Source organism: Nocardia heshunensis (assembly GCF_054782115.1).
Genome location: NZ_BAAGTC010000006.1, coordinates 1 through 26,584, shown reverse-complemented (window position 1 = coordinate 26,584; position 26,584 = coordinate 1). Strand labels below are relative to the sequence as shown.

Here is a 26,584-nt window from a genome sequence, read left to right as displayed (position 1 = left end):
CCGCGTCCGCCGGGTCGAGCCCGAATTCGGTGACCTTCCACAGCAACTGGTTCACGACCGCACCGTGCGGCAACGCCACACCCTTCGGGCGACCGGTCGAACCGGAGGTGAAGATGATGTACGCGGTGTTCGAATCGCGCAGTGGCGCTATGCGTTCCGAATCGGCGACAGGGTTTGCGCTGAGGCCGTCGAGGACCAGTTCGTCGAGTCGTACCATCGGCGTGATCGCGGTCTGGAAACCGGCATCGGCGTTCGTCAGGACGCAGACCGGGTCGGCTGATTCGAGAATGTGGCGAATGCGCTCCGCCGGCTGATCCGGATCCACCGGCACGTATGCTCCGCCTGCGACCGATACCGCATACATGGCGACGACCAGGTTCACCGAGCGACGCAATGCAAGTGCGACCGGCCGTTCGGGACCGACACCCAAGGAAATCAGGAATCGCGCGAGGCGGTTGACCCGTTTCTCCAGTTCCACGTAGCTAAGACGGGTAGCACCGGAGATCAGTGCTGTGGCATCAGGGTTTCGCGCGACGGCTGCGGCAAGGATCTCCGGCAGGGTTGCCACGTTGGGTGTTCGCCGGGCGGTGCAGTTCCAGTGGTCGACCACGTGGGCGCGTTCGTCGTCGTCGAGCAGTTCGACCTCGCCGACCGGTAGCTCGGGATCGGTGGCGACGGCGGTCAGCAGCCGGACGAACCGCGCGACGAAGCGTGCAGCGGTAGCCGGGTCGAACAATGCCGTCGCAAAGGTGAGCACCCCGTCGATTCCCGCCGGGGCGCCGTCCTCGCGGTAATGGTCGCTGAGGATCCAGTGCAAGTCGAACTGGGAGACTTCCAGATCGAAGTCGACGGCGGAGACGGCGAGTCCGGGAAGTGCGAGGCTGGTGCGAGCCAGATTCTGGAATGACAGACCGACCTGGAACAACGGGTGGTGAGCGGCCGAGCGCGGCGGATCGAGCACCTCGACGAGTCGTTCGAACGGCACGTCGGCGTTGGCGAATGCGGCGAGATCGGTCTCGCGTTGCCGCACGAGCAGTTCGGCGAAGGAGGCCCCTGTGTCGACCTGGGTTCGGAAGACCAGGGTGTTGACGAACATCCCGATCAAGCCGTCCAACTGGGCGTCGCCGCGTCCGGCCACCGGCGTGCCGATGGCGATGTCCGAAGCGTTCGCCAGCCGTGCCAGCACCACCCCCAGGGCGGTGTGAACCAGCATGAACAACGTCATGTTGTGCGCCCGTGCCAAAGCTGTCAGGCGGGTGTGCGTTTCGGCATCGACGCTGATCGCGACCTTGCCGCCGGCGAAGGATTGGACCGGCGGACGCGGGCGATCGGTGGGCAGCCCGAGTTGTTCGGGCAGCCCGGCCAGGGCGGACTTCCAGTGCGTAATCTGTCGTGCAGCAATGGAATCGGGATCGGATTCCGATCCGAGCAGGTTGTGCTGCCACAGCGTGTAGTCCGCGTACTGCACTGCCAGCGGCTCCCACTCGGGCGCGTGGCCGTGCGCGCGGGCGGTGTAGGCGATCATCAGGTCGTGGGTGAGCGGAGTGGTGGAGGAGCCGTCGCCGGAGATGTGGTGAATGACCAAGGCCAGCACGAACTCCGGGGTGTCGCCGTCGGTGATCTCGAACAGCGCGATCCGCAGCGGCACCTCCCGGGTGACGTCGAAACTCGTGCCGGTCATGAACGCGGACACCGCTGCGACAACGTCTGCCGCGGCGATCGCCTGGATGTCCATCCGCACGGTTGCCTGCTCGACCGGCAGAATCACCTGTGCCGGTAGCGCCGCCGTGTCCTGGGCTCGTGGATAGACGGTGCGCAGAATTTCGTGACGAGCGACGACGTCGGTGATCGCAGCTTGCAGTGCGTGGGTGTCGAGCGCACCGGACAGCCGCACCGCGAGGGGAATGTTGTAGGCGGTCGAGGCCGGATCGAACTGATTGAGCAGCCACATGCGCTGCTGCGCCGGGGAGAGCGGAATGTGTTGTGGCCGGGGGACGGTCGTCATCGGGCGACGGCGGTCGAGGTCGTGCTCGGGCAGTCGCGCGGCGAATCCGGCGACCGTGGATGCCTCGAACAGCAGAATCACGGGCACGTGCGATGAGATCGCCGCACCGACCCGAGCTGTCACCCGAGTGGCGATGAGGGAGTTGCCGCCCAGGTCGAAGAAGTCGTCGTCGGCGCCGATCGGATTCTCGCTGCCGAGCAGTTCGCCGAATATCCCCGCGACCAAGATCTCGAGGTCCCCGGTGGGAGCACGGAAGTCGGTAACCCGCAGGACAGGTTTCGGCAGGGCCCGGCGGTCCAGTTTTCCGGTCGGGGACAGTGGAATCGAGTCGAGGATGGTGATCGAACTCGGCACCATGTGTGCGGGCAAACGCTCGGCGGCGTAAGCATGCAGCGACTCGATGTTCAGCTGCGCGCCTGGTGCGGCGTGCACGTAGGCGGCCAGTATCGTCGCGTCGTTGTCGAGTCGATGGCCGACGGTCGCGGCGAAGTCCACCCCGTCATGAGCCGTGAGCAGTGCGTCGATTTCGCCGAGTTCGATGCGGAATCCGCGAATCTTGACCTGGAAATCGTTGCGTCCCAGGAATTCGATGTCGTCGCCGGACCAGCGAACCAGGTCGCCGGTGCGGTACATGCGTGCGCCCGGCTCGAACGGGTTGGCCACGAACCGCGTGGCGGTCAAGGCGGGACGGTCCACATAGCCGCGCGCGAGTTGCGCACCGGCGATGTACAACTCGCCCGCCACTCCGTCGGGGACGGGCGCGAGCCGGCTGTCGAGGATGTATTCGGCCACCGCGCGGATCGGCCCGCCGATGGTCACCGGGTTTCCCGGCGTCAGCGCCGCGCTGATATTGGTCGCGATCGTGGTTTCGGTCGGACCGTAGAGGTTGTAGAACTCCCGGGTACGCCGACCGGAAATCGGTGTCACCCAACGCCGCACGAGATCGGGCGGGCAGGATTCACCACCCACCACCACGACACGCAGCCGGTCCAGCCCGGCCGGGTCCAGCGACGCCAACGCCGCCGGGGTCACGAAGGCGTGGGTCACCTTCTCACGACGCAGCACCGCCGCCAACTCGTCGCCACCATAGACGTCGGAGGAGACCACCACCATGGTCGCCGCTGCGCCTACGGCCAGCAGCAGCTCCAGCATCGAGGCATCGAAGGACGGCGAGGCGAAATGCAGTGTGCGCGACGCATTGGTGACCCGAAAGCGTTCATGCTGCTCTGCACACAGGCTCGCGAGGCCCGCATGGCTGACCGCTACGCCCTTGGGGCGGCCGGTGGAACCGGAGGTGTAGATGAGGTAGGCGGGGTGAGCCGCGCGCAGCGGCCGTGCCCGGTCGGCGTCGGTGATCGGGTCACTCGGGTAGTCGTCGATTCGCCGGGCCAGTGCGGTGCTGTCGAGCACCAGCCAGTCCAGGGTGTCGGGCAGTTCGGCGTGCACGGCGTTCACGGTGAGACCCAGGGTCGCACCCGAATCGGTCAGCAAGTAGGCGATACGTTCGCTCGGATACCGCGGGTCCACCGGCACGGAGGCCGCACCGGTCTTGGCGATCGCCCAGAGCGCCACCACCGACTCGACGGACCGTGTGATGGCCAGCGCCACTCGATCCTCGGGGCCCACGCCACTGTCGATGAGCAGTCTCGCCAAGCGTGTCGAGCGTTCGTCGAGTTCGAAATACTCCATCGTGGCCCGGGTTTCGACGGCATCGGCGTGGACGAGTGCCAGACCGTCGGGATTTTGCTCGACGGCGGCCTCGAGCAGCTCCGGCAAGGTCGCGACGCGCGGTGCGGTCACCGAGGCCGCTGACGTGGCCGAGGTCGGCCCGGCGAGCACACGGGCGCGTTCACTCTCGTCGAGAATGTCGATGGCTCCCACGGTGATTCGGGAGTCGGCGGCGATGGCCGCCAGCACGCGTGCGAAGCGTCGGCCGAACGCGGCCACGGTCGGCTCGTCGAACAGGTCGGTCGCATAGACGAGCCCGATCGTGATGTCGCCGATCGCGTCGTCGGCATCGACCTGCGGCACGACCACGACCTGGAGGTCGAATTTGGCCGCGACCTCACCGGTTTCGAGTGCTGCCACGGTGAGCTCGGGCAGCTCCACCCTGGCCTGTTCGACATTTTCGAACGAGAGCATCACCTCGATCAGGGGCCGTCCCCCGGTGTTGCGGGTGGGTGCAGCGACCTCGACGACACGTTCGAACGCGATATCGGCGTGCGCGAAGGCCGACAGGTCGGTCTCGCGCACGCTGTCGATCAGGTCCGCGATAGTGGAGCTGCCGTCGACGCTGGTCCGCAGCGCCAGGGTGTTGACGAACATGCCGACCAGGTCGTCGAGAGCCTGCTCGCCGCGGCCCGCGATCGGGGTGCCGATGATGATGTCATCGCCACCCGAGAGCCGGGCCAGCAGCGCTGCCAGTGCGGCGTGGACCACCATGAACAACGACGAACGATGCTCGTGGGCCAGGGCATCCAGCGCGCGGTGCACGTCGAAAGGCATCGTGAATTCGATCGTGCCGGCCCGCCGCGAGGGTGTGTGGGGCCGCGGCCGATCGGTCGGCAGCTCCCGGTCGGTGAGGTCGCGAAGCTCCTCGCGCCAGTACCCCAATTGTGCGGCGGCTACGGAGTTCTCATCGTCATCGCTGCCGATCGTCGCTCGCTGCCACAACGTGAAGTCCGCGTATTGCACAGCGAGTGGAGTCCAGGACGGAGCGCTGCCATTGCTGCGTGCCAGGTACGCGGTCACCAGATCACGAGCCAGCGGAGCCAAGGAGGCTCCGTCGGCGATGATGTGGTGGATGACCAGCACCAGGATGTGTTCATCGGCCGCGACGTTGGTGAACAGGCGGGCGCGCAGGGGCACGGACGCGGTGACGTCGAAACCCGCGGTCATCATCGCCGCGACGCGGTCGGTGACCGCGGCACTGCCCGCGACTACCTCGAGCCCGTGCGGCAAGACCGCGTCGGCGGAGAGGATGTCCTGGAAGGGAAGAGCGTCGGCTGTCGGGAATCGGGTGCGCAATGCCTCGTGCCGCTCGAGCACATCGAGGACGGCCTGCTGTAGCGCGTCGACACGCAACGCGCCGGTCAGACGGATCGCGAAGGGCAGGTTGTACGAGGGGGAGGTCGGATCGATCTGATTGATCACCCAGATGCGTTGCTGCGCAAGCGACAATGGCACGTGATCGGGCCGGAGGATGGGCTGCAGGCGCGGGCGCTGCGATGGCTGTGAATCCGGTATCAGCCGTGCGGCGAGGGCCGCCACGGTCGAGGTGTCGAACAGGTCGCGTACCGCGATCCGGGTCCCGAGGGCTTCGCCCAGGCGTGCGGCAAGGCGGGTGGCCATCAGCGAGTTGCCGCCGAGGGCGAAGAAATCGTCGTCCGCGCCGATCTGCTCGAGGCCGAGGACATCGGCGAACACGCGGGCCACCGTGATCTCGGATTCGCTGGCGGGAGCACGGAATTCGCGGGTGCCGAAGATCGGTTCCGGCAGGGCCCTGCGATCCAGTTTGCCGCTGGTGTTCAACGGGAGAGCGTCGAGGGCCACCACGGTGGAGGGAATCATGTAGGCGGGCAGGTTGTCCGTGACAGCGGCCAGTAGCGACTGCGGGTCGATGACCGCGCCGGGTGTCGGTACCGCGTAGGCCACCAGGTGATCTCCGAGCGGGGTCGCCACCACCAACGCGACGGCCTGGGAGACCGTGGGCTGCGCCAGCAGCGCGGTCTCTATCTCGCCCAGCTCGATGCGCTGACCGCGGAACTTGACCTGGAAATCGGTGCGGCCGAGGTAGTCGAGTCGTGCCTGCTGATGCGCGTCCGCGGCCCGCCAGCGCACCAGGTCGCCGGTGCGGTACATGCGGGAACCCGTCGGCCCGAACGGATTCGCCAGAAAGCGGTCCGCGGTGAGGTCGGGGCGGCCCAGGTAGCCGCGGGCCAGTTGGTCACCGGCGAGATACAGTTCGCCCGGGACTCCGGCCGCGACCGGATGCAGGCGCGCGTCGAGCACGTATACCTGGCTGTTCCACTGCGGCAGCCCGATCGGCACGCTGGTTCGATCGGTTCCGTCCGCGAGCCAGGAGGTGATGGAGACGGCGGCCTCGGTCGGTCCGTAGAGGTTGTGGACCCGGATGCCCGTTCCCAAAGCGCGTGCGGCCGTGACGGTCTCCGGGGGCAGGGCTTCGCCGATGACGAAGATGTCACGCAATGACGGCATGCTGCCCGGACGGGTGTGGGCCGCGAACACGGTGAGCATGGACGGTACGAAATCGGTGACCGTAATATTCTGTGCGGCAATGATTTCGGCCACGTACTCGGGGTCGCGGTGGCCGTCGTGGTCGGCGATCACCAAGGTCGCACCGGCACGCAGAGGCATGAAAAAGCCCCAGAGTGACACATCGAAGGTGGTGGCGGTCTTCTGGAAGTAGGCATCGCCAGGACCCAGCGGGTACTCCCCCAGCATCCAGCTGATCTGGTTGTGGATGGCGCCGTGGCTGACCGTCACACCCTTGGGGCGACCGGTCGAGCCGGAGGTGAAGATGACATAGGCCGGATTGTCCGGCCGCACCGGCCGCCGCAATTCGGCTGCAGTGACAGGGGCGTTCGAGAAGGCTTGCAGTGCAACGGTATCCGTATACACGATGTCGATGCCGGCGGGCAAATCGATCGCGTCCGCGGTCGTGGACAGCACGCAGTCGGGGCGGGCGATGTCGAGAATATGCCTGATGCGCTCAGCGGGGTGATCGGGATCCAGCGGTACCCACGCGCCGCCTGCCGTGAGGATCGCGTACATGCCGACGACGAGATCCGCGGACCGACGAATCGCGAGACCTACCAGGGACTCCGACCCCACTCCGCGCGCGATCAGCAGTCGCGCCAATCGATTGACCCGCGCGTCGAACTCCGCATAGGTCAACGCCGTGCCCTCGAAGGTGATTGCGACCCGAGCCGGATGCTGGGCGACGGCTCGGCGGTAGCCGTCCAGGAGCAACTCGGGTGCGAGCGCATGCGCGGTATCGTTGCGGCCCACCACCATTGCCCGGCGTTCATCATCGCCGAGCATGTCGAGGTCGCCGATGGGGCGCAGTGGCTGCGCGGCCGCGGCGTCCAGGGTGCGCCGCAGTCGATCGGCCAGCGTCGCGACGGTGCCCTCGTCGAACATATCGGTGGCGTAGATGAAGGTCGCGGCCATTCCCGCGGGTGCACCGTCGGTGTCGTACGGCATCACGGTCAGATCGAGGTCGATCTTGGCCAGGTGCGTCTGCAGATCGACGCCGGAGATGGTGAGTTCCGGCAATTGCAGGGTGCCGGTGTCCATGTTGTGGAACGACAGCAACACCTGGAACAGCGGATTCCGCCCGGGCGAACGCGGCGGGTTGAGCACGTCCACCAGTCGTTCGAAGGGAACGTCGGAGTGACCGAAGGCGGCCGCGTCCGAGCGCCGGATCCGGTGCACGAGTTCGGTGAACGAAAGACTCGGATCGACGTCGGCCCGCAGCACCAGGGTATTGACGAACATTCCGATGAGATCGTCGAGCGCCGCTTCTCCGCGCCCGGCGATCGGTGTGCCGATGGCGATGTCGCGTGTGCCGCTCTGCCGGGCCAGCACTATCGCCAGCGCGGCGTGCATCACCATGAACAGCGTTGAATTATGTTGCTGTGCAAGGCGAGTCAAAGCGGCATGTGATTCCGCGTCGATCTGAAAGCTATAGGTGGCGCCGCGTCCGGACGCGGTCGCCGGCCGCGGCCGATCCGAAGGCAGGTCCAGCTGATCGGGCAGGTCGCCGAGCTGCTTACGCCAGTACGCGACCTGCTGGGCGATGACGGACTGCTCATCGTCCTCCGAGCCGAGGGCTTCGCGTTGCCACAGCGTGTAATCGGCGTATTGCACCGGCAGCGGGTCCCAGTCCGGCGCGGTCGCACGCCTACGAGCCAGGTAGGCGGTCATGAGATCACGGGTCAGCGGGCGAATCGACACTCCGTCGCCCGCGATGTGGTGAACCACGCAGACCACGACGTGTTCGGTGGCCTCGACTCGCAGCAATCGCACTCGAATCGGTGGTGCGGCGGTCAGATCGAACGGGGTCGTGGCGATCTCGGCGATGAGCGCGGGCAATTCGTCCTCGCTCGCATCGAGGACCGTGACCGTCGGCAGCGCACGTGAATCGGTGAGCGGCAATATCTCCTGGTGTCCGACGCCGTCGAGTTCGGGATAGCGGGTTCGCAATACTTCGTGTCGTTGTGCGAGGTCACCGACTGCCGCGGTGAGAGCGTCGACGTGTAAAGGGCCACTGAGACGCGCGACGAAGGGCATATTGTCCACCGCGTTCGTCGGATCGAAGCGATGGAGAAACCACATCCGCTGCTGTGCGTAGGACAGCGGGATCTGCGCCGGTCGCGGCATCGCCTGCAAAGGTGTAACGCCTCGACCACCCGAGTTTTGCGCGATCAGAACGGCGAGACCCGCCACCGACGAGTCCTCGAACAGCAACTGCACCGACACTCGGACGCCCAGAGCGTCTCCGATACGCGCGACCGCCTGCGCCGCCAGCAGTGAGTTGCCGCCCAACTCGAAGAAGTCGTCATCGAGTCCGATTCGGATGTCGCTGTCCGCGGGCAGCAGTAGCGCCCCGAACACCGTCGCAATCGTCTCCTCGGCCGGTGTGGAGGGGGCACGGAATTCCCGGGACGCGAACACCGGTTGCGGCAACGCATCGCGGTCGAGTTTGCCGACGGGCGTCAGTGGGACCTCGTCGATCACGACGAGCGCCGAGGGAATCATGTAGGCGGGCAACGACTCGGCCGCGAAACGCAGCAGCTCGACCGAGTCGAGAACGGCCCCCGGGTGGGGTACGGCATAGGCGACCAGCCCGGTGACGCCCGATGGCAGAGTGGTACCCAGGGTCACCGCGAAAGCGACGTCCGGGTGTGCGGTGAGGACGCTGTCGATCTCACCGAGTTCGATGCGCAGGCCGCGGATCTTGACCTGGAAATCGGACCGGCCCAGATATTCGATGAGGCCGTCCGGGCCGCGGCGGACAAGGTCACCGGTCCGATAGAGCCTGCTGCCGGGGATTCCGTCCGGGACGGAGAACGGGTTGGCCAGAAACCTTTCCGCGGTCAGGGCGGGCCGGTTCAGGTAGCCGCGACCCAGGCCCGCACCCGACAGGTACAGCTCACCGACGACGCCCTCGGGGACTGGTCGCAGCCGCGCATCCAGGATGAAGGCACCGACGCCGTCGATCTCCGAGCCCACGGTGATCGCTCGCTCCGGCAACATTTCCCCGGTGGTGACCATGACGGTGGCCTCGGTGGGGCCGTAGGCATTGAACAGTCTCCGACCGCCGGTAACCCACCGCGACACCAGATCCGGTCCCAGGCGGTCGCCGCCACACACCACGACACGCACACCGTCGAGGCCGGTCGGATCGACCGATTCCAGTGCGCCAGGGGTGATGAGTAGGTGTGAAACGTGTTGCCGACGTAGCAGATCTGCCAGTTCGGGGCCACCGAATATGGTGGGCGGGGTGATCACCAATGTCGCGCCGACCGCGAAGGTGAACAACATCTCCATGAGGGAGAAATCGAAGCTGGGCGAGCTCAGGTGTGACACCCGTGATTGGCTGGTCACCAGATAACGGGCTCCGACGAGCGCCAGGGTGGCGATGCCGGCGTGGGTGATCACCGCGCCTTTGGGTTTGCCGGTCGAACCCGAGGTGTAGATCACATAGGCCGCGTGGTCGGGCAGCGGGCGAATTTGGTCGAGATAGGAAATGGGGTGCGCGGCACGCGCATTCACGGCCTCTTGGATGAGTGGATGGTCGAGCTCGAGCCATTCGATGTGTGTACCGAGGGAATCTCGATGCGCGGTGGTGGTGAGACCGAGCGCGACACCGGAATCGGTGACGATGTGTTCGATACGGTCGGCGGGATACGCGGGATCGATGGGGACATACGCCGCGCCGGTCTTGGCCACCGCCCACACCGACAGTATCGATTCCACCGACCGCCGGATGCCGACGGCGACCATATCCCCCGGGCCTATCCCCCGCGCGATCAGTTCGCGAGCCAACCGTGTGGAGGTTTCGTCGAGCTCCCGGTAGGTCAGGGCGCGTTGATCCTCGGGTATTCCGGTCGGATCGAAGTGCACTGCGATGGAATCGGCGTGGGAGTCGACCGCCGCGGTCAGCACCTGTGCGAACGAGAGGAAGTGGGTGCGGCGGCGGGTGCCGCGTGCGGAACGACGCCCGGACTGCATACGAATCCTCAACCCTTCGACAGCGATTCACGTCCCAGCTCGCCCGGATCGAACGAGCGAGTTTGGAACCTCGACGAAAGTAGTGAATCTGCCGAATTCGACTATTCCCTCTGATGGGAAGTCGCCCCGGTGCTTGGTCGAATCCGCTATCGAAGGCGGGCCGACGCTGCGGCGAACGAGGAGCCGCTCCCGTGGGACCGGGGGAGGAGGGTCCCGACGGGAGCGGATGACGTCCGCGACACGGAGCGAGTCATGCGCGTCCCGCCCCGTGTTTCTGATCGAATCGACCGTGTCGGAAAGCGTTCGGACAGGATCGCATCCGGCGCGACGATGTCGATCCGCAGTGATCCGGGCTGTACGAGGGGAGCCGTTCAGGACCGGATCTGATGTCGAGGATACGTAGCTGGTGCCGCAGATTCACGGGGGTACTCCCATGTGCGGGAACAGCTTCCGCTCCGTCGGTCAAGCCGACAACCATCATGGGAATGCTTATCGTTCGGAGGGCGGCTGAGTAGCGAATAATCATTCAGGGCTGCGTCTTTCGACGTTATCTCGACCACTGGGTTAACGGAGCTCGCCGGCGTCCCGAACCTGCGGCATCTATCGCTGACTACGGCCATCCGGCCGGGTGGCCGAGTGTCGTGTGAGTCGCCGATTCGAGTTATCGCTACCAGCACAGATGGTCGCCATCCGCGGACAGCGGATCGCGCGGAGCCTGCGGGCTTGGGGATGATGGCGGGCTCCGGAGCGGCGATGTCACCGGTGGGCGAATCGGTTTGCGGCGCTGGGTTGGTCGCGCTCGTCTGAGCAGTGGTGATGCTGAGGGTTCCCGCGGCGAACACCGCCCACGCACGCTGCGGTCTTGGCTCAGGGAAACCGGCGCACGTAGTTCTCACGATGGCGGAAGAAGTTCGTTGGTGGACACTGAGGCGCTAGCCGACCCGATTGAGCACCTGTGGCACTTTCCATCTCGACGGTGGGAGGACCTCCCCCCTTTCTTTCGATAAGGCGTGAGGTCCTGAGATCCGATGCGCCTTCCCGGTGCTGGGAATAGAGCGGGGTGACCCGAGGTCACCGCGGGCTAGTGTTCAGTCCCGACGGCTATCAAGACGAAGCCCCATGCGTATGCGGATATCGCATGGGGCCGGCCGTCGTGGTGCGGCTCCGGATCTTTGCGGCGATGTCTTCGAGCAGAGGCCGGAGCCGCATCGAATAGTTCGTCGCGTCATCGCAGTGCGTGGTTTGCGCAACTATCGGAGTATGCCTCCGGCTGGTCGGAAATGTCGCCGGAATGAGCGCACACGGAGGGAGCACGCGAGGGAACTTCTCGTGGCGTACGTCACTTGGAGAGTCTCATATGGCAATTGGCGATGGTGAGGATCCTAAGGGCCGCATCATCATCACCTTCTTCCTCGCCATTCCCACAGGTGGGAATGGCGAGGAAGAAGGTGAATGAATGTGGCCATATGATCGTGCGCAGAATGGCTGTGGAATCTGGATCTGGCAGTGTGAGGGTAACGCGGTTTGAAATGGAATCATCTCGACTATTTGCCCTGACTAGCTGCTGGGACGCGATATCCGCGCGTCCCGATCCCCGGTGGACCTCGGGTACAGGTTCATGATCGATGTCCTGATCATGGGCGCGCGGTGGGCATCGAATCATCATGCCGTGCCCCGCAATTTCGCCGATGCACTGGACCGGACTCGCTTCAACCCGCGAATGTTGGCGTGCCTGGGAGGTCAATCTGTTGTCAAGGCCGCTCTCGTACGCGAAGTCAACCGCAGCACCCGACCCCTGATTCTCGCCGGCTATGCGCAAGGGGCCGCCGCGGCAGGCGATGTAGCCGCGGAATTGGGTGGAGCTGAGCCCTCGATCCTGGCGTGTGCGCTTATCGCGGACCCTTTTCGCCCGCGTGGACTAGTCATCGGGACCGATCCTGGCGGCCACGGAATATTGGGCGAGAGGGCGATTGTCGAGGTACCGACATTTTGGGCTGCTGCTCGCGGTGATCTGACTACCTCCCTGGCGGCCGACAGTTCGCTTCGAATGGTGCCCGAATTGTTCGAATACTTCGATCTGGCGACCGAGGACGCAGTGATCGATTGGAGGAGGCGGTTGATGGATGCGGCGATCAAAGCACAGCTCATGCGATACCCGATGGCCCGAAGATCTTGGCACAGCAGAAATGCCGAGCTCTCCCGGGTCAGCGCGAGCCTTCTCACGGGCACGCATGAGACGGACTACGTGCGTCGCGGGCACGCTGAACGATTGGCGCAGGCCATCAACAACGAGGTAACCGTTAGAAATTGACTCGAGCACCGCGGGAGCGCGGTCATCGAAAAATCTCGTGCTTGTTTATTTGGATCGACCACGAGAGTTCGAATGATCATCATGTCGGACTCGCGTGGGTGGTGGACATCGATGCGCGGTCGGAGAGCGTCGCGTCGAGCTGTCGGAAGTGAGGGTACCGATGGAGCAACTGGGTTTTGACGGGAACGGTGAGTCGGGGAAGCACTACTTCCCACTGTCTCCTGCGCAGATGGGCATCTGGTATGCCCAGCAGCTGGATCCCCAGGTACCCATCACAATCGCCCAATATGTCGACCTTCCGGGCGTGATCGATCGGGAGATCCTGCGGCAGGCGTGCATCGATGCCTCCGGGGAGTTCGGGTCCGGGTTCGTGCGCATCGTCGAGCGTGACGGTGAGCCCTGGCAGTATGTCGACCACACCCTCCCCGAGCATGACGACGTCACCTATCTCGACCTCCGCGATCGCGACGACCCGGAAGCCGCGGCACACGAGTGGATGCGCGCGGAGTACGGCCGCCCGATCGATATCGTCGCGGATCGGCTGGTCCGGGTTGCGGTGCTACACCTGTCGGCCGACCGCTGTTTCCTGTACCTGCGCGCCCATCACATCGTGCTCGACGGCTTCAGTGCGATGTCGTATCTGAATCGCACCGCGGAGATCTACACCGCTCGTGTACTGGGCACGCCACTCGAGCCGTTGCGGGTGCCGGATCTCGAAGGCCTGGTCGAATCCGAGTTCGCCTATCGCGAAAGCACAAGGTTCCAGGCCGACAAGCAGCACTGGGCGCAGCGCGTCTCGGGGCTCGAACAGGGCCTCAGCCTCGCCGGCCGAACAGCCGCTCCCGCATCGTCGAACAGGGTCGATACCGGTGCGTTGTCGGATTCCCAGTCGGCGGTGCTCGATGCTGTGGTGAAGGACTATGACGCCTCGCCCGCCACACTGGTGATCGCGGCCTTCGCCACTTATCTGGCGCAGTGGACCGGCAGCGAGGACGTGATCCTCAGCCTGCCGGTGACCGCTCGGACCACGGCGGTCATGCGCCGCGCGGGCGGCGTGAGTTCCAATATCGTGCCGCTACGCCTGCATGTCGGCCACGACGCCACCATCGCGGATCTGCTGCGGCAGGTGCGTGTCGAGGTGTCGGGCGCATTGCGCCACCAGCGCTACCGGCACGAGGACATTCGCCGAGACAGCGCGGGCGGCGGTGTGGTCACGACCGAGTTCTTCGGTCCATGGATCAACATCATGCTGTTTCACGACGAGATCGTCCTGGGTTCTGTGGCCGGCCGGATGCATGTGCTCTCGACCGGCGCGATCGAGGACCTGGCGGTCAACGTCTACCAGTCGATGGGTGGACGTCGAACCCACATCGACTTCGAGACGAACCCGAACATCTACTCCGATACCCAAGCGCACCAGCATCATTCGAGATTCCTGGACTTCTTCGATCGATTCGTCCGCACCGACGTGGGGCACCCGGCACGGAGCCTTCTGATCACCACCGCGCTGGAACTGGATCAGGCGCTGACGGCCGGGACCGACACCCATCATGACGTGGCCGACACCACGCTGTCGGCGCTATTGGATACCCAATCCGCACGCACCCCTGCGAATGTCGCACTCGAATTCGAGGGCGAAGCCCTCACCTATGCTGAATTCGAGGCGCGGGTCAATCGGCTCGCGCGCTTCCTGATCGCCGACGGTGTCGCTCCGGAATCACTGGTGGCGCTGGGGATGCGGCGCTCCGTCGAGCTGGTGGTCGGGATGCACGCGGTGGTGAAGGCGGGCGGTGTCTACGTTCCGATCGATCCTGACCACCCCGCGGAACGCACCGCCTACATTCTCGAATCCGCCGCTCCGGTATGCGTTCTCACGACCTCGGCGGACGCCTTGGCGTTGCCGGAAACGATGCACCGGGTGCAGATCGACACGCTCGACACCTCGGGGTTTTCCGCCCAGCCGATCACCGATGCCGATCGCCGGGCGCCGCTGAGCCCGGACAACACCGCCTATGTCATCTACACTTCAGGCTCGACCGGTCGGCCCAAGGGCGTCGCCGTCACCCATCGTGCCATCGTCAACCAGCAGCTGTGGATGGTCGACGAGTACCAGTTGACCAGTGCGGATATCTACCTGCAGAAGACCGCGACGACCTTCGACGTTTCGTTGTGGGGTTACTTCCTGCCCTTGCTCGTGGGCGCCAAACTGGTGGTGGCGAGTCCCGATGGGCACCGCGATCCGGCCTACATCGCCGAGATGATCGAGCGCCACCAGGTCACCGTCACCGACTTCGTCCCGTCGATGTTGACGGTGTTCGCCGGGCAGGCCACCGTCGCGCAATGTCTGTCGCTGCGGACGGTTTTCGTGATCGGTGAGGCGTTGCCGCCGGAGACCGTGGCCGGGTTCCTGTCGATCGCCAGTGCCGGTCTGCACAATCTGTACGGTCCTACCGAGGCCGCGGTCTCGGTGACCTCCTGGGAGGCCACCGCCGCCGATACCGTCACGGTGCCCATCGGCGTGCCGGAATGGAATGTCGGGGTCTTCGTGCTGGACGCGCGGCTGCGTCCGGTCGCGATCGGTATGACCGGTGAGCTGTATCTGGCAGGACGTCAGCTCGCGCGCGGCTACCTCGCTCGCCCGGACCTGACCGCTGATCGGTTCGTCGCCAACCCGTTCTCCGCCGCCGGGACGCGCATGTATCGCACGGGTGATCTGGTGCGATGGAACGAGTCCGGCGTGCTCGAGTATCTCGGCCGCACCGACTTCCAAGTCAAATTCCGTGGTCAGCGCATCGAGTTGGGCGAGATCGAGAGCGTGTTGCTGGCACACCCGACGGTGGGTCAGGCCGTCGTGGTGGTGGCCGACAGTGTGACCGGTCAGCAGCTGGTCGCGTACGTCGTTGCCGCACAGGGACACTCGGTCGATCCGATCGGGCTGGCGCGTTTCGCCGCGGCCGATGTGCCGGTCTACATGGTTCCGTCGTCGATCATGGTGTTGGACGCGTTGCCGCTCAACACCTCCGGCAAACTGGACCGAAAGGCGCTGCCGGAGCCGGTGTTCAGCGCGGATGCCCACGACTACCGGGCCCCGCGCACACAGACCGAACATATTGTCGCGGGCATCTTCGCCGATGTGCTGAGCCGGGAGCGGGTCGGCGTCGAGGACAGTTTCTTCGACCTGGGTGGCAACTCGCTGGTGGCGACCCAGGTGGTGTCACGTGTCTCGGCGGCGTTCGGTGTGCAGCTGGGTGTGCGGGCGCTGTTCGAGGCGCCGACCGCGGCGGGGCTCGCGGCACGCGCCGAATCGGCGAGCGCCCTCGACACATCCCGTCCACAGTTGGTCGTGCGACCCCGCCCGCAGCATGTGCCGTTGTCGCCGGCACAGCAGCGCATGTGGTTTCTCAACCAGTTCGATCCCACGCTGCCGGCCTACAACCTACCGTTCGTGGTGCGGATGAGCGGTCACGTCGACATCGACGCGCTGACCGCAGCATTGCTCGACGTCGTCGAGCGGCAGGAGTCGCTGCGGACGATCTTCCCCGAGTTCGGTGAAGGCGCCTACCAAATGGTGGTGCCGATGAACCAGGTCGCGATCACCGCCGCGGTCGAGGACATCGAGGAGGAGCGACTCGGAATTGTCCTGCGGGAGCTCGCCGGTCGCGGCTTCGATGTGACCCATGAGCTGCCGTTCCGTGTTCGGTTGTTCCGCCTCGCCGACAGCGTGACCGGGGTGCCGGAGCATGCCGTCGCGATGGTGGTGCACCACATCGCCGCGGACGGATACTCGTTCGCGCCTCTGGCCCGAGACATCATGGTCGCCTACCTGGCTCGGGCCGATGCGGATGCCCCGCAGTGGGCACCGTTGCCGGTGCAGTACCGGGACTTCAGCATCTGGCAGCGGGAGCTTCTGGGTTCGGAATCCGACGTCGACTCGATGTCCGCGCGCCAGATCGCTTACTGGCGTGGAGCTTTGGCGGGCCTGCCGGACCAGGTGGAGCTGCCGGCCGACCGTCCGCGCCCGCCGGTGCAGAGCTTCCGCGGCAGCCGTGTCACCTTCGACATTCCCGCCGAGCGGCATGCACAGCTGGCCGGATTGGCACGTGCCCACGGTGTTTCGCTGTTCATGGTCGTACATGCCACGTTGGCGGTGCTGCTGGCCCGGTTGTCGGGCACCTCCGACATCGCCATCGGTACCCCCGTCGCAGGTCGTGGTGAGCAGGCGCTCGACGACTTGATCGGTATGTTCGTCAATACACTGGTGCTGCGTTCGCACGTCGATGGTAGCGAACGGTTCAGCGACCTCCTTTCCCAGATCAGGGAAACCGACCTGGGCGCGTACGCCAACGCCGATGTCCCCTTCGAGCAATTGGTCGAGGTCATCAACCCGGTCCGCTCGCAGGCGCGGCATCCGCTGTTTCAGGTGATGTTGTCGTTCCAGGAAATGCCCTACGGGCAGTTGGAGCTCGCCGGATCCTCGGCGCCGACGGCGCTGTCGGTGCGTGCGCACGAACTCGACGTCGACATCGCCAAGTTCGACCTGTCGTGGACGCTGACCGAGCAGCGCAGTAGCGCCGGTGAGCCGGCGGGCGTGTCGGTGGTGGTCTCCTATGCCACCGATCTCTTCGACGCCGCTACCGTCGACGCGTTCGGCCGCCGGTACCTGTCGGTGCTGGAGAGGGCCGTCGGCCAGCCCGATGCCCTCGTGCGCGATATCGACATCCTGGACGCGGCGGAGCGGTCCAGCGTGCTCGGGCACTGGAATCGCACCGAGCACGCGGTGCCGACGATGACGACGGTGCTGGAGGGCTTCGCCGCTCAGGCGCGCCGGCGGCCGCACGCGGTCGCGCTGACCTACGATTCGAGCGGTGTCATCGAGCCGGGTTCGGCGACCGAGCTGACCTACGCCGAGTTCGCTTCTCGCGTGAATCGCCTGGCGCGCAAACTGATCGACTCCGGTGTCGGACCCGAGACACTGGTCGCGGTGGGTATCCGCCGCTCGATCGACACCCTGGTCGCGATCTACGCCGTTGTGACCGTGGGCGGCGGCTATGTGCCGATCGACCCGGATCATCCCAGCGACCGCATCGATTACGTGCTCCGCAGCTCGAATCCGGTGTGCATGCTGACCACACGGGTCGACGGCATCGAAACAGATTACTGCCCTTCGGTGTTCATCGATGACGCCGAGAGGGCCGGTTACTCCGACGCTCCGGTGGAAGCCACCGAATTGCTCGGCAGCATGCGTCCGGAGAATACCGCCTACGTGCTGTACACCTCCGGTTCGACCGGCCGCCCTAAGGGTGTCGCGGTCAGCCATGCCGCGCTGGTGAACCAGATGATGTGGAAGATCGCCGAATCGGGTCTGGACGACACCGATATCGCGCTCCACAAGACACCGTTCACCTTCGACGCCTCGGTCTGGGAGTTGTTCGCCCCCTTGATGGTCGGCGCGCGGACGATCATCGCCGAGCCCGACGGCCACCGCGACGCGCTCTACCAGTCGGAGGTCATCGGCCGGTATCGAGTCACGGTGACCTCGTTCGTACCGTCGCTGTTGTCGGTCTTCGCAACCAGTGCCTCGCCGGCGGAATGTGTCTCGCTGCGCGCGATTTTCGTCGGCGGCGAGGTGCTGTCGCCGGCCGTCGTCAACAGTTTCCGGCGGATCTCCACCGCGAGGGTGGTCAACCTCTACGGCCCGACCGAGTACACGGTCAACGCCACGTCGTGGCGGGTCGATCAGGCCTCCCCGACGATCGTTCCGATCGGCCGACCGGTCTGGAACGCACAAGCCTACGTCCTGGATCAGTGGTTGCGGCCGGTGCCGGCCGGGGTGCGCGGCGAGCTGTATCTGGCGGGTGCTCAGCTGTCGCGTGGCTATCAGGGCCGCGCGGATCTGACCGCGGATCGCTTCGTGGCCAATCCTTTCGGCGAGCCGGGCAGCCGGTTGTATCGCACCGGCGATCTGGTGCGTTGGATCGAGCACACCGACGGCGAGTCCGGGGTGCTCGACTACATCGGCCGCACCGACTTCCAGGTGAAGTTCCGCGGCCAGCGCATCGAGCTCGGTGAGATCGAGGCCGCGCTGCTCGCGCACGAGGCGGTACGTCAGGCCGTGGTGGCAGTCGTCGACTCCGTGGCTGGTGATCAGCTGGTGGGTTATGTGGTCACCAGCGGTCCGGCGGATACCGGCAGTATCAAGGCGTCACTGCAGTATCTGCTGCCGACATACATGGTGCCGTCCGCCTTGGTGGTGCTGGATACGTTGCCGCTCAACGCTTCTGGCAAGCTGGACCGTCAGGCGTTGCCCGCCCCGGTTTTCGAGGTGCGCGCATTTCGTGCTCCGGCAACGCCGATCGAGGAGATCGTCGCCCAGATCTTCGGCGAGGTGCTCCGCGTGGTCCGGGTCGGTGTGGACGACGACTTCTTCGAGCTCGGCGGCAACTCGCTGATCGCGACGCAGGTGGCCGCACGGCTCGGGGCCGCGCTCGACACCCGTGTCCCGGTCCGGATGCTCTTCGAGGCCGCGACTGTCGAGGCCTTGGCGGCCCGGATCGAATCGCATGTCGGTGAAGGCGCCCGAAGCGCGCTTGTGAGGCGCGAGCGGCCGAACGAGGTGCCGTTGTCGCTTGCGCAGCAGCGTATGTGGTTCCTCAACCGTTTCGATACCGCCTCGGCGGTGTACAACATCCCGGTGGCGATCCGCCTGTCGGGTGAGTTGGATATCGCAGCGCTGCAGGTCGCGGTCATCGATGTCATCGATCGTCACGAGTCGCTGCGCACGGTGTTCCCGGAAACCGCGCACGGTCCGGTGCAGCGGGTGCTGGACGCCGCGCAGATCGTGCCCGATCTGACGCCGGTGCCGGTCACCGAGTCCAACCTGATCGATCACCTGGTCGAGCTGGCCACCACGGCCTTCGACGTGACCGACGAAGTGCCGTTGCACGCGGCGCTTTTCGAGCTCAGCGAGACCGAGTACATCCTCGGCATGGTGGTCCACCACATCAGCGCCGACGGCTGGTCGATGGGCCCGCTGGCCCGCGATGTCATGGTCGCCTACGCCGCGCGCACCTCGTGGGAGGCTCCGGCGTGGGCGGAACTGCCGGTGCAGTACGCCGACTACGCGCTGTGGCAGCGCGAGGTCCTCGGCTCCGAAGAGGACCCGGAGTCGTTGATCGCCAAGCAGATCCGCTACTGGGCCGACGCCCTGGCCGATCTGCCCGACGAACTGGTGTTGCCCGCCGACCGGTCGCGTCCCGGGGTGGCCAGCTACCAGGGTGGCACCTACCCGTTCGCGATCTCGGCGCAGACCCAGCAGGCGCTGGTGGACCTGGGCCGCCGACACAATGCCTCGCTGTTCATGGTCATGCACTCCGCTTTGGCTGTGCTGCTGGCCCGGCTGTCGGGTACTTCCGATATCGCGATCGGTACTCCGGTGCACGGTCGTGGTGAGGCCGCGCTGGATGATCTGATCGGCATGTTCGTCAACACCCTGGTGTTGCGCACCGAGGTGGACGGCTCGGAGACCTTCGCGGATCTGCTGGCTCGTTCGCGTGACGCCGATCTGCATGCCTTCGCGCACGCGGATGTGCCGTTCGAGCGGCTGGTCGAGGTCATCAATCCGGCCCGTTCGCAGTCGCGGCATCCGTTGTTCCAGGTGATGTTGACCTTCCAGAACACCCGCCAGGCCAGCCTGGAGCTGCCCGGGCTGTCGGTCGACGGCATCGACTACGACGCGCGGCTGGCGAAGTTCGATCTGCAGCTGACGTTGCAGGAGGCGCAGGACGACCGCGGGGAGAACGCGGGCATGTCCGCGGAGATCTCCTACGCGCTGGATCTTTTCGACGAGTCGACCGTCGCCGCCTTCGCGCACCGGCTGGATCTGGTCCTGGCCGCCGTGGTGGCGAACCCGGAGCTGCCGCTCGGCGATATTGACCTGCTGGTGAGCGGTGAACATGCACAGGTCACCGGTGAGTGGACCTCGGCGGGACCTGATAGCGGGCGCGAGGCCACGCTGGTGGACCTGTTCGAGGCCGCCGTGCGGGCCCACCCGGAGCGAATCGCCGTAGTCTTCGACGGCGAGCGCCTCACCTATCGCGAACTCGACGAGCGTGCGAATCAATTGGCGCGGGCCCTGATCAGGGTCGGCGCGCGGCCGGACATGCTGGTCGCGGTGGCATTGCCCCGCTCCGCCGAACTGATTGTCGCCCTGGTGGCTGTGCTCAAAGCCGGCGCCGGGTATCTGCCGGTCGACCCGGCCTACCCGGCCGAGCGCATCGCGTTCATGCTCTCCGACGCAGATCCGATCTGCGTGGTCACCGCGGCCGACAGCGAAATGACCCTGCCCGCAGCGGTTTCCGTGCTCATCGTGGACGATCCTGCTCTGGTGGAACTGGATTCGTCCGCGCTCACCAGCGCGGACCGGCGCGGCACGCTGCATCCCGCCGATATCGCCTACGTCATCTACACCTCGGGCTCCACCGGCCGCCCCAAGGGCGTACTGGTACCGCACCGAAACGTGGTGCGGTTGTTCGACAACACCGACGCCTGGTTCCACTTCGACGAGAATGATGTGTGGACCCTGTTCCACTCCTACGCATTCGACTTCTCGGTGTGGGAGCTGTGGGGCCCGCTGCTGCACGGCGGCACCCTGGTCGTGGTCGACTACCTCACCTCGCGCTCGCCTGAGCAGTTCCTGGAACTGTTGCGTCGGGAGCGGGTGACCGTCCTCAACCAGACACCGTCCGCGTTCTACCAACTCGCCGAGGCAGACCGGCTCGCGGGCAAATCCGGTGAGCCCCTGGCGCTGCGCTATGTCGTCTACGGCGGTGAGGCGTTGGAGTTGCGTCGCCTCACCGAGTGGTACACGCGCCACACCGACGACGCCCCGCGCCTGATCAACATGTACGGCATCACCGAGACCACGGTGCACGTCACCTACCGCGCGCTCGACCACATCGCGGTCGCCGAGGCCCACGGCAGCATCATCGGACAAGCCATCCCGGGCCTGCGTGTCTTCCTGCTCGACCAGCGTCTGCGCCCCGTGCCGGTCGGCGTCCCCGGCGAGATCTACGTCACCGGTACGCAATTGGCGCGCGGCTACCTGGGCCGCCCGGATCTGTCCGCGGCCCGCTTCGTCGCCAGCCCGTTCGGCGAGCCCGGCGATCGCCTGTACCGCTCCGGCGACGTGGCCAAGTGGAACACCGACGGCGACCTGGTCTATCTGGGCCGCGCCGACGATCAGGTCAAGGTGCGCGGCTTCCGCATCGAGCTCGGTGAGATCGAGGCGGCCGTACTGGCTCAACCGCAGGTCAGTCAGGCCGCGGTCATCGTGCGCATCGACGATCATCTCGGCGATCAGATCGTCGCGTACCTGGTGCCTGCCAGCGCCGTGGTGGATCTGGAAGCTGTCAAGGCCGGTCTGCAACGCACTCTGCCGTCCTATATGGCGCCCTCGGCGTACGTGGTGGTGCGCGAGATCCCGTTGACCCCCAATGGCAAGCTGGATCGTAAGGCCCTGCCTGCGCCCGTGTTCGAGGCCAAGCGTTTCCGTGCCCCCGCGACCCCGATCGAGGAGATCATCGCGCAGATCTTCGCCGACCTGCTCGGCGTCGAACGTGTCGGCGGGGACGACGACTTCTTCGAGCTGGGTGGAAACTCGCTGGTCGCCACCCAGGTCGTGGCCCGGCTCTCGGCCGCGCTCAACGCCGCGATCGGCGTACGCGCCCTGTTCGAGGCCCCGACCGTGGCCGCACTGGCCGCCCGCGTCGAATCGCACGCGGGAACCGTTGTGCGCCAGCCACTCACGGTCCAAGCCCGCCCGCAGTACCCGCCGCTGTCGCTCGCGCAGCAGCGCATGTGGTTCCTCAACCGGTTCGATCCGGAGTCGGCCGCCAATAACATCCCCGCTGCCGTACGGCTCACCGGCGCACTGGATCTCGACGCCATGCGCGGCGCGATCACGGACGTGATCGCGCGCCACGAGTCGCTGCGCACCCTCTACCCGTCGCACGAGGGCATCGCCTACCAGCAGGTGCTGCCCACCGGCCCCGCCGTGCCCGAGCTCGAGGTCATGGACGTCACCGAGGGCGAATTGCCCGGCGTGGTAGCCGAGTTCGTCGGTCGTGGCTTCGACGTGACGAGCGAATTGCCGGTTCGGCTGCGCCTGCTCCGACTGGGTTCCTCCGAGCACGTGCTGGTGCTGGCGGCTCACCACATCGCCGTCGACGGCTTCTCGATCCGGCCGCTGGTGCGCGATCTGGTCGGCGGCTATGCCGCGGCTGTGATGGGTGTCGAGCCGGGTTGGGCGCCTCTCGAGGTGCAGTACGTCGATTACGCGTTGTGGCAGCGAGAGGTACTCGGATCGGAAAGCGATGAGCTTTCGCTGATTTCCCAGCAGCTCGACTACTGGCGTGATGCGCTGGCCGGAATCCCCGACGAGCTGCGGCTGTCGATGCGGCCGCGCCCAGCCGTTGCGTCCAATCGTGCGGGGCTGCTGCGGTTCCGTGTGCCCGGCGAGACGATCGATGCCCTGAACGAGGTCGCGCAGGCGCAGGGCGCGACCCTGTTCATGGTGGTGCAGACTGCTTTTGCGGTGCTGCTGTCACGGTTGAGTGGTACCACGGACATTGCGGTCGGCACGCCGATCGCCGGTCGTGGTGAGCAGGCTCTCGACGATCTGGTCGGCATGTTCGTCAACACGTTGGTGTTGCGCACGAGTGTCGATCTCGGGGAGCGGTTCACCGGTCTGCTGGCGCAAGTTCGTAGCCGGGATCTGGGTGCGTTCGCGCATGCCGACGTGCCGTTCGAGCGGGTGGTCGAGATGGTCAACCCGGTGCGATCGCAAGGACGCCATCCGCTGTTCCAGGTGATGCTGTCGTTCCAGAATTTGGGCCACACCGAGCTGACATTGCCTGATCTGACGGTCAGTGAAGTCGAGATCGACTATCAGACAGCGAAATTCGATCTTCAGCTGTCACTGATGGATGGCGACGGCGCAGGCCTATCTGCCGAATTGGTGTTCGCCACCGATCTTTTCGATAGTCGGTTCGCGGAGGTGTTCGCGCAGCGATTGCTGCGCCTGCTGACCGCGGTCGCTGTGGATCCGGCTGCGCGCGTCGGTGAACTGCCGCTGATGGATGATGTCGAGCAGGCGTTGGTACTCGACGTCTGGAACGAGACCAAGTACCCGATCGATGCGATCTTGCCGACGGTGTCGGAGGATTCCGGCGCAACGCTCGGCTCGTTGTTCGAGGCGCAGGTCGCGCTGACTCCCGAAGCAACGGCTATCACCTACGAGGGGACGAGTCTGTCCTACGCCGAGTTCGCGGATCGGGTGCGCAAGCTCGCACGCTGGCTGGTCGCGGCGGGTGTCGGACCCGAGACCCCGGTGGCGCTGAGCATGCATCGGTCCGTCGACCTCGTGGTCGGTATGTACGCGATCAGCGTCGCGGGCGGTGTCTTCGTGCCCTTGGATCCCGAACATCCGGTTGAACGCATCCGATACGTTCTCGAGACTGTCCGGCCGATCTGTGTGCTGACCTCCGCAGCTGGCTTGAAAGATGTCGATTGGCCCCTGGTTCGGATCGATGAGCTGGACCTGTCGGATCGTTCCGGCGCGGTGGTGACCGATGCGGACCGATTGGTGTCGCTCCGGGCGGCCAATACCGCCTACGTGATCTTCACTTCCGGTTCGACGGGGCGTCCCAAGGGTGTGGCGGTGAGCCATCAGGCCATCGTGAATCAACTGGTGTGGATGAACGCTCAGTTCGGTCTCGCGGCCAACGATGTGGTGTTGCAGAAGACTCCCATGAGTTTCGATGCGTCGTTGGGCGAGTTCTTCTGGCCATTGCAGGTCGGCGCGCGGATGGTCGTCGCAAAGCCCGATGGGCATCGGGACCCGTTGTATCTGGCACGTTTGATTGCCGCCGAACAGGTCACCGTCACGCAGTTCGTGCCCTCGATGCTGCAGCAGTACCTGACTGTGGGCCAGGCACATGAGACTCATTCTCTGCGCCTGGTATTCGCCGGCGGCGAGGCTCTTCCGGGCTTGGCCGCCCAAAAATTCCGTGCGTTGACAGGTGCGCGGTTGTGCAACATGTACGGCCCGACGGAATCGACGATCGATGTGACCTACCACGAGGTCACCGATGCCGACCTGGCGTCGGTGCCGATCGGTGCTCCGCACTTCAACACCCAGGTGTACGTGCTGGATTCGCGTCTGCGGCCGGTTCCGGTGGGTGTCGCGGGTGAGCTGTACCTGGCGGGCGATCAGCTCGCCACCGGGTACGTGGCGCGTCCGGATCTGACCGCGGATCGCTTCGTGGCCAACCCGTTCGGGGACGGTGCGCGCATGTACCGCACCGGTGACCTCGTCACCTGGACCGGTCATGGCGAGCTGGAGTACCTGGGTCGCACCGACTTCCAGGTGAAGCTGCGTGGTCTGCGCATCGAGCTGGGCGAGATCGAGTCGGCGCTGACCGCGCTGCCGTCGGTCGCGCAGTCGGTGGTCGTGGTCCGTCACGACGAGCGCACGGGTGATCAGCTGGTCGCCTACCTCGTGGCCGCCGACAGTCACCTCGATCTCGACGCGGTGAAGGACGCTGTCGCCGAACGGCTTCCGGCGTACATGGTTCCGGCCGCCTTCGTAGTGCTGGACGCCTTCCCGCTCAATGCCTCCGGCAAGCTGGACCGCAAACTACTGCCCGCGCCGACCTTCGCGGTACGCACCTACCGTGCCCCGGAAACGCCGGTGCAGCAGACGGTCGCGGGCACCATTGCCGATGTTCTCGGCCTGGATCTGGTCGGTCTGGACGACGACTTCTTCGAGCTCGGCGGCAACTCGCTGATCGCCACCCAGGTGATCGCGCGCCTGTCGGCCGCGCTGGATGCCGACATTCCGTTGCGCACGCTGTTCGAGGCCACCACGGTGGTTTCGCTGGCCGCGCAGCTGGAATCGCGGGTCGGTACCGGTGCGCGTGCGGCGCTGGTGGCGCAGGAGCGGCCGGAGTTGGTGCCGCTGTCGCTGGCGCAGCAGCGGATGTGGTTCCTCAACCGCTTCGACAGCCGCACCGCGGTCAACAACATTCCGGTGGCGCTGAAGCTCACGGGCGCTGTGGATCTCGATGCCTTCCGTGCCGCCATCGGCGACGTGTTGGCGCGTCATGAGTCGCTGCGGACCGTGTACCCCGAGGTCGAGGGTGACGGCTACCAGCGGATTCTGCCGCCCTCCGAGGTGAAGTTCGAGGTGCGGTCGGAGACGGTGAGCGCCCAAGAGCTCGTCGCACGGGTCATCCGGTTGGCAAGTGTCCACTTCGACGTGACCCGCGAGGTGCCCTTCCGTGCCACGGTATTGAACCTGGGAGTGGACGAGCACATCGTGGTGTTGGTACTGCACCACATCAGCGCCGACGGATTCTCGCTCAGGGTGTTGGCGCGGGATGTGATGACTGCCTACCTGTCTCGTACCACTGGTGAGGCTCCGGCCTGGTCGCCGCTGCCGGTGCAGTACGCCGACTACACACTGTGGCAGCGCGAGATCCTCGGTGCGGAAACCGATTCCGAGTCGATCGCCGCCGAGCAGATCGCCTACTGGAGCACCCAGCTGGCCGACCTGCCCGAGCAGATCGAGCTGCCCGCCGATCGGACGCGTCCGGAGATCGCCACCAATGCCGGTGGCACCCACGACTTCTCGATCGATGCCGAGCTGCACCGCGCCCTGACCGGTGTGGCCCGCGAGCACGATGTCACGCTATTCATGCTGGTGCACGCGGCACTGGCGACCTGGGCTTCGCGTCTGTCGCGTGCCACCGATATCGCCATCGGCACCCCGATCGCGGGTCGTGGCGAGCGTGCGGCCGACGACCTGGTCGGCATGTTCGTCAACACCCTGGTGCTGCGCAGCGAGGTCAAGCCGGACACCGCATTCCGCGACCTGCTCGCCCAGGTGCGCCGCACCGACCTGGCCGCTTTCGCGCACGCCGACGTGCCGTTCGAGCGGCTCGTGGATGTGC

3 protein-coding genes are annotated in these 26,584 nt (G+C 65.8%); 2 read left to right on the top strand and 1 reads right to left on the bottom strand.

The window, feature by feature from the left end; genetic code table 11:
* On the bottom strand, positions 1–10,264 hold a 10,264-nt coding region (locus tag ACYVN4_RS23095; RefSeq protein ID WP_460724074.1), incomplete at its 3' end, for a non-ribosomal peptide synthetase.
* A gap of 1,618 nt (positions 10,265–11,882) precedes the next feature.
* On the opposite strand from ACYVN4_RS23095, the gene ACYVN4_RS23090 reads away from it, so the two are divergent.
* Together ACYVN4_RS23090 and ACYVN4_RS23085 are read left to right on the top strand one after the other, a co-directional pair.
* Positions 11,883–12,575: a hypothetical protein gene (locus ACYVN4_RS23090; RefSeq protein WP_460724073.1), complete on the top strand. Its 693-nt coding sequence runs from the start codon at positions 11,883–11,885 to the stop codon at positions 12,573–12,575.
* 229 nt (positions 12,576–12,804) lie between these two features.
* The coding region (locus tag ACYVN4_RS23085; protein WP_460724072.1) for an amino acid adenylation domain-containing protein at positions 12,805–26,584 on the top strand (13,780 nt) is incomplete at its 3' end.

Excerpts from the sequence above, each read along its gene's own strand:
- ACYVN4_RS23090 (WP_460724073.1), top strand. The coding sequence starts at position 11,883 with ATGATCGATGTCCTGATCATGGGCGCGCGGTGGGCATCGAATCATCAT.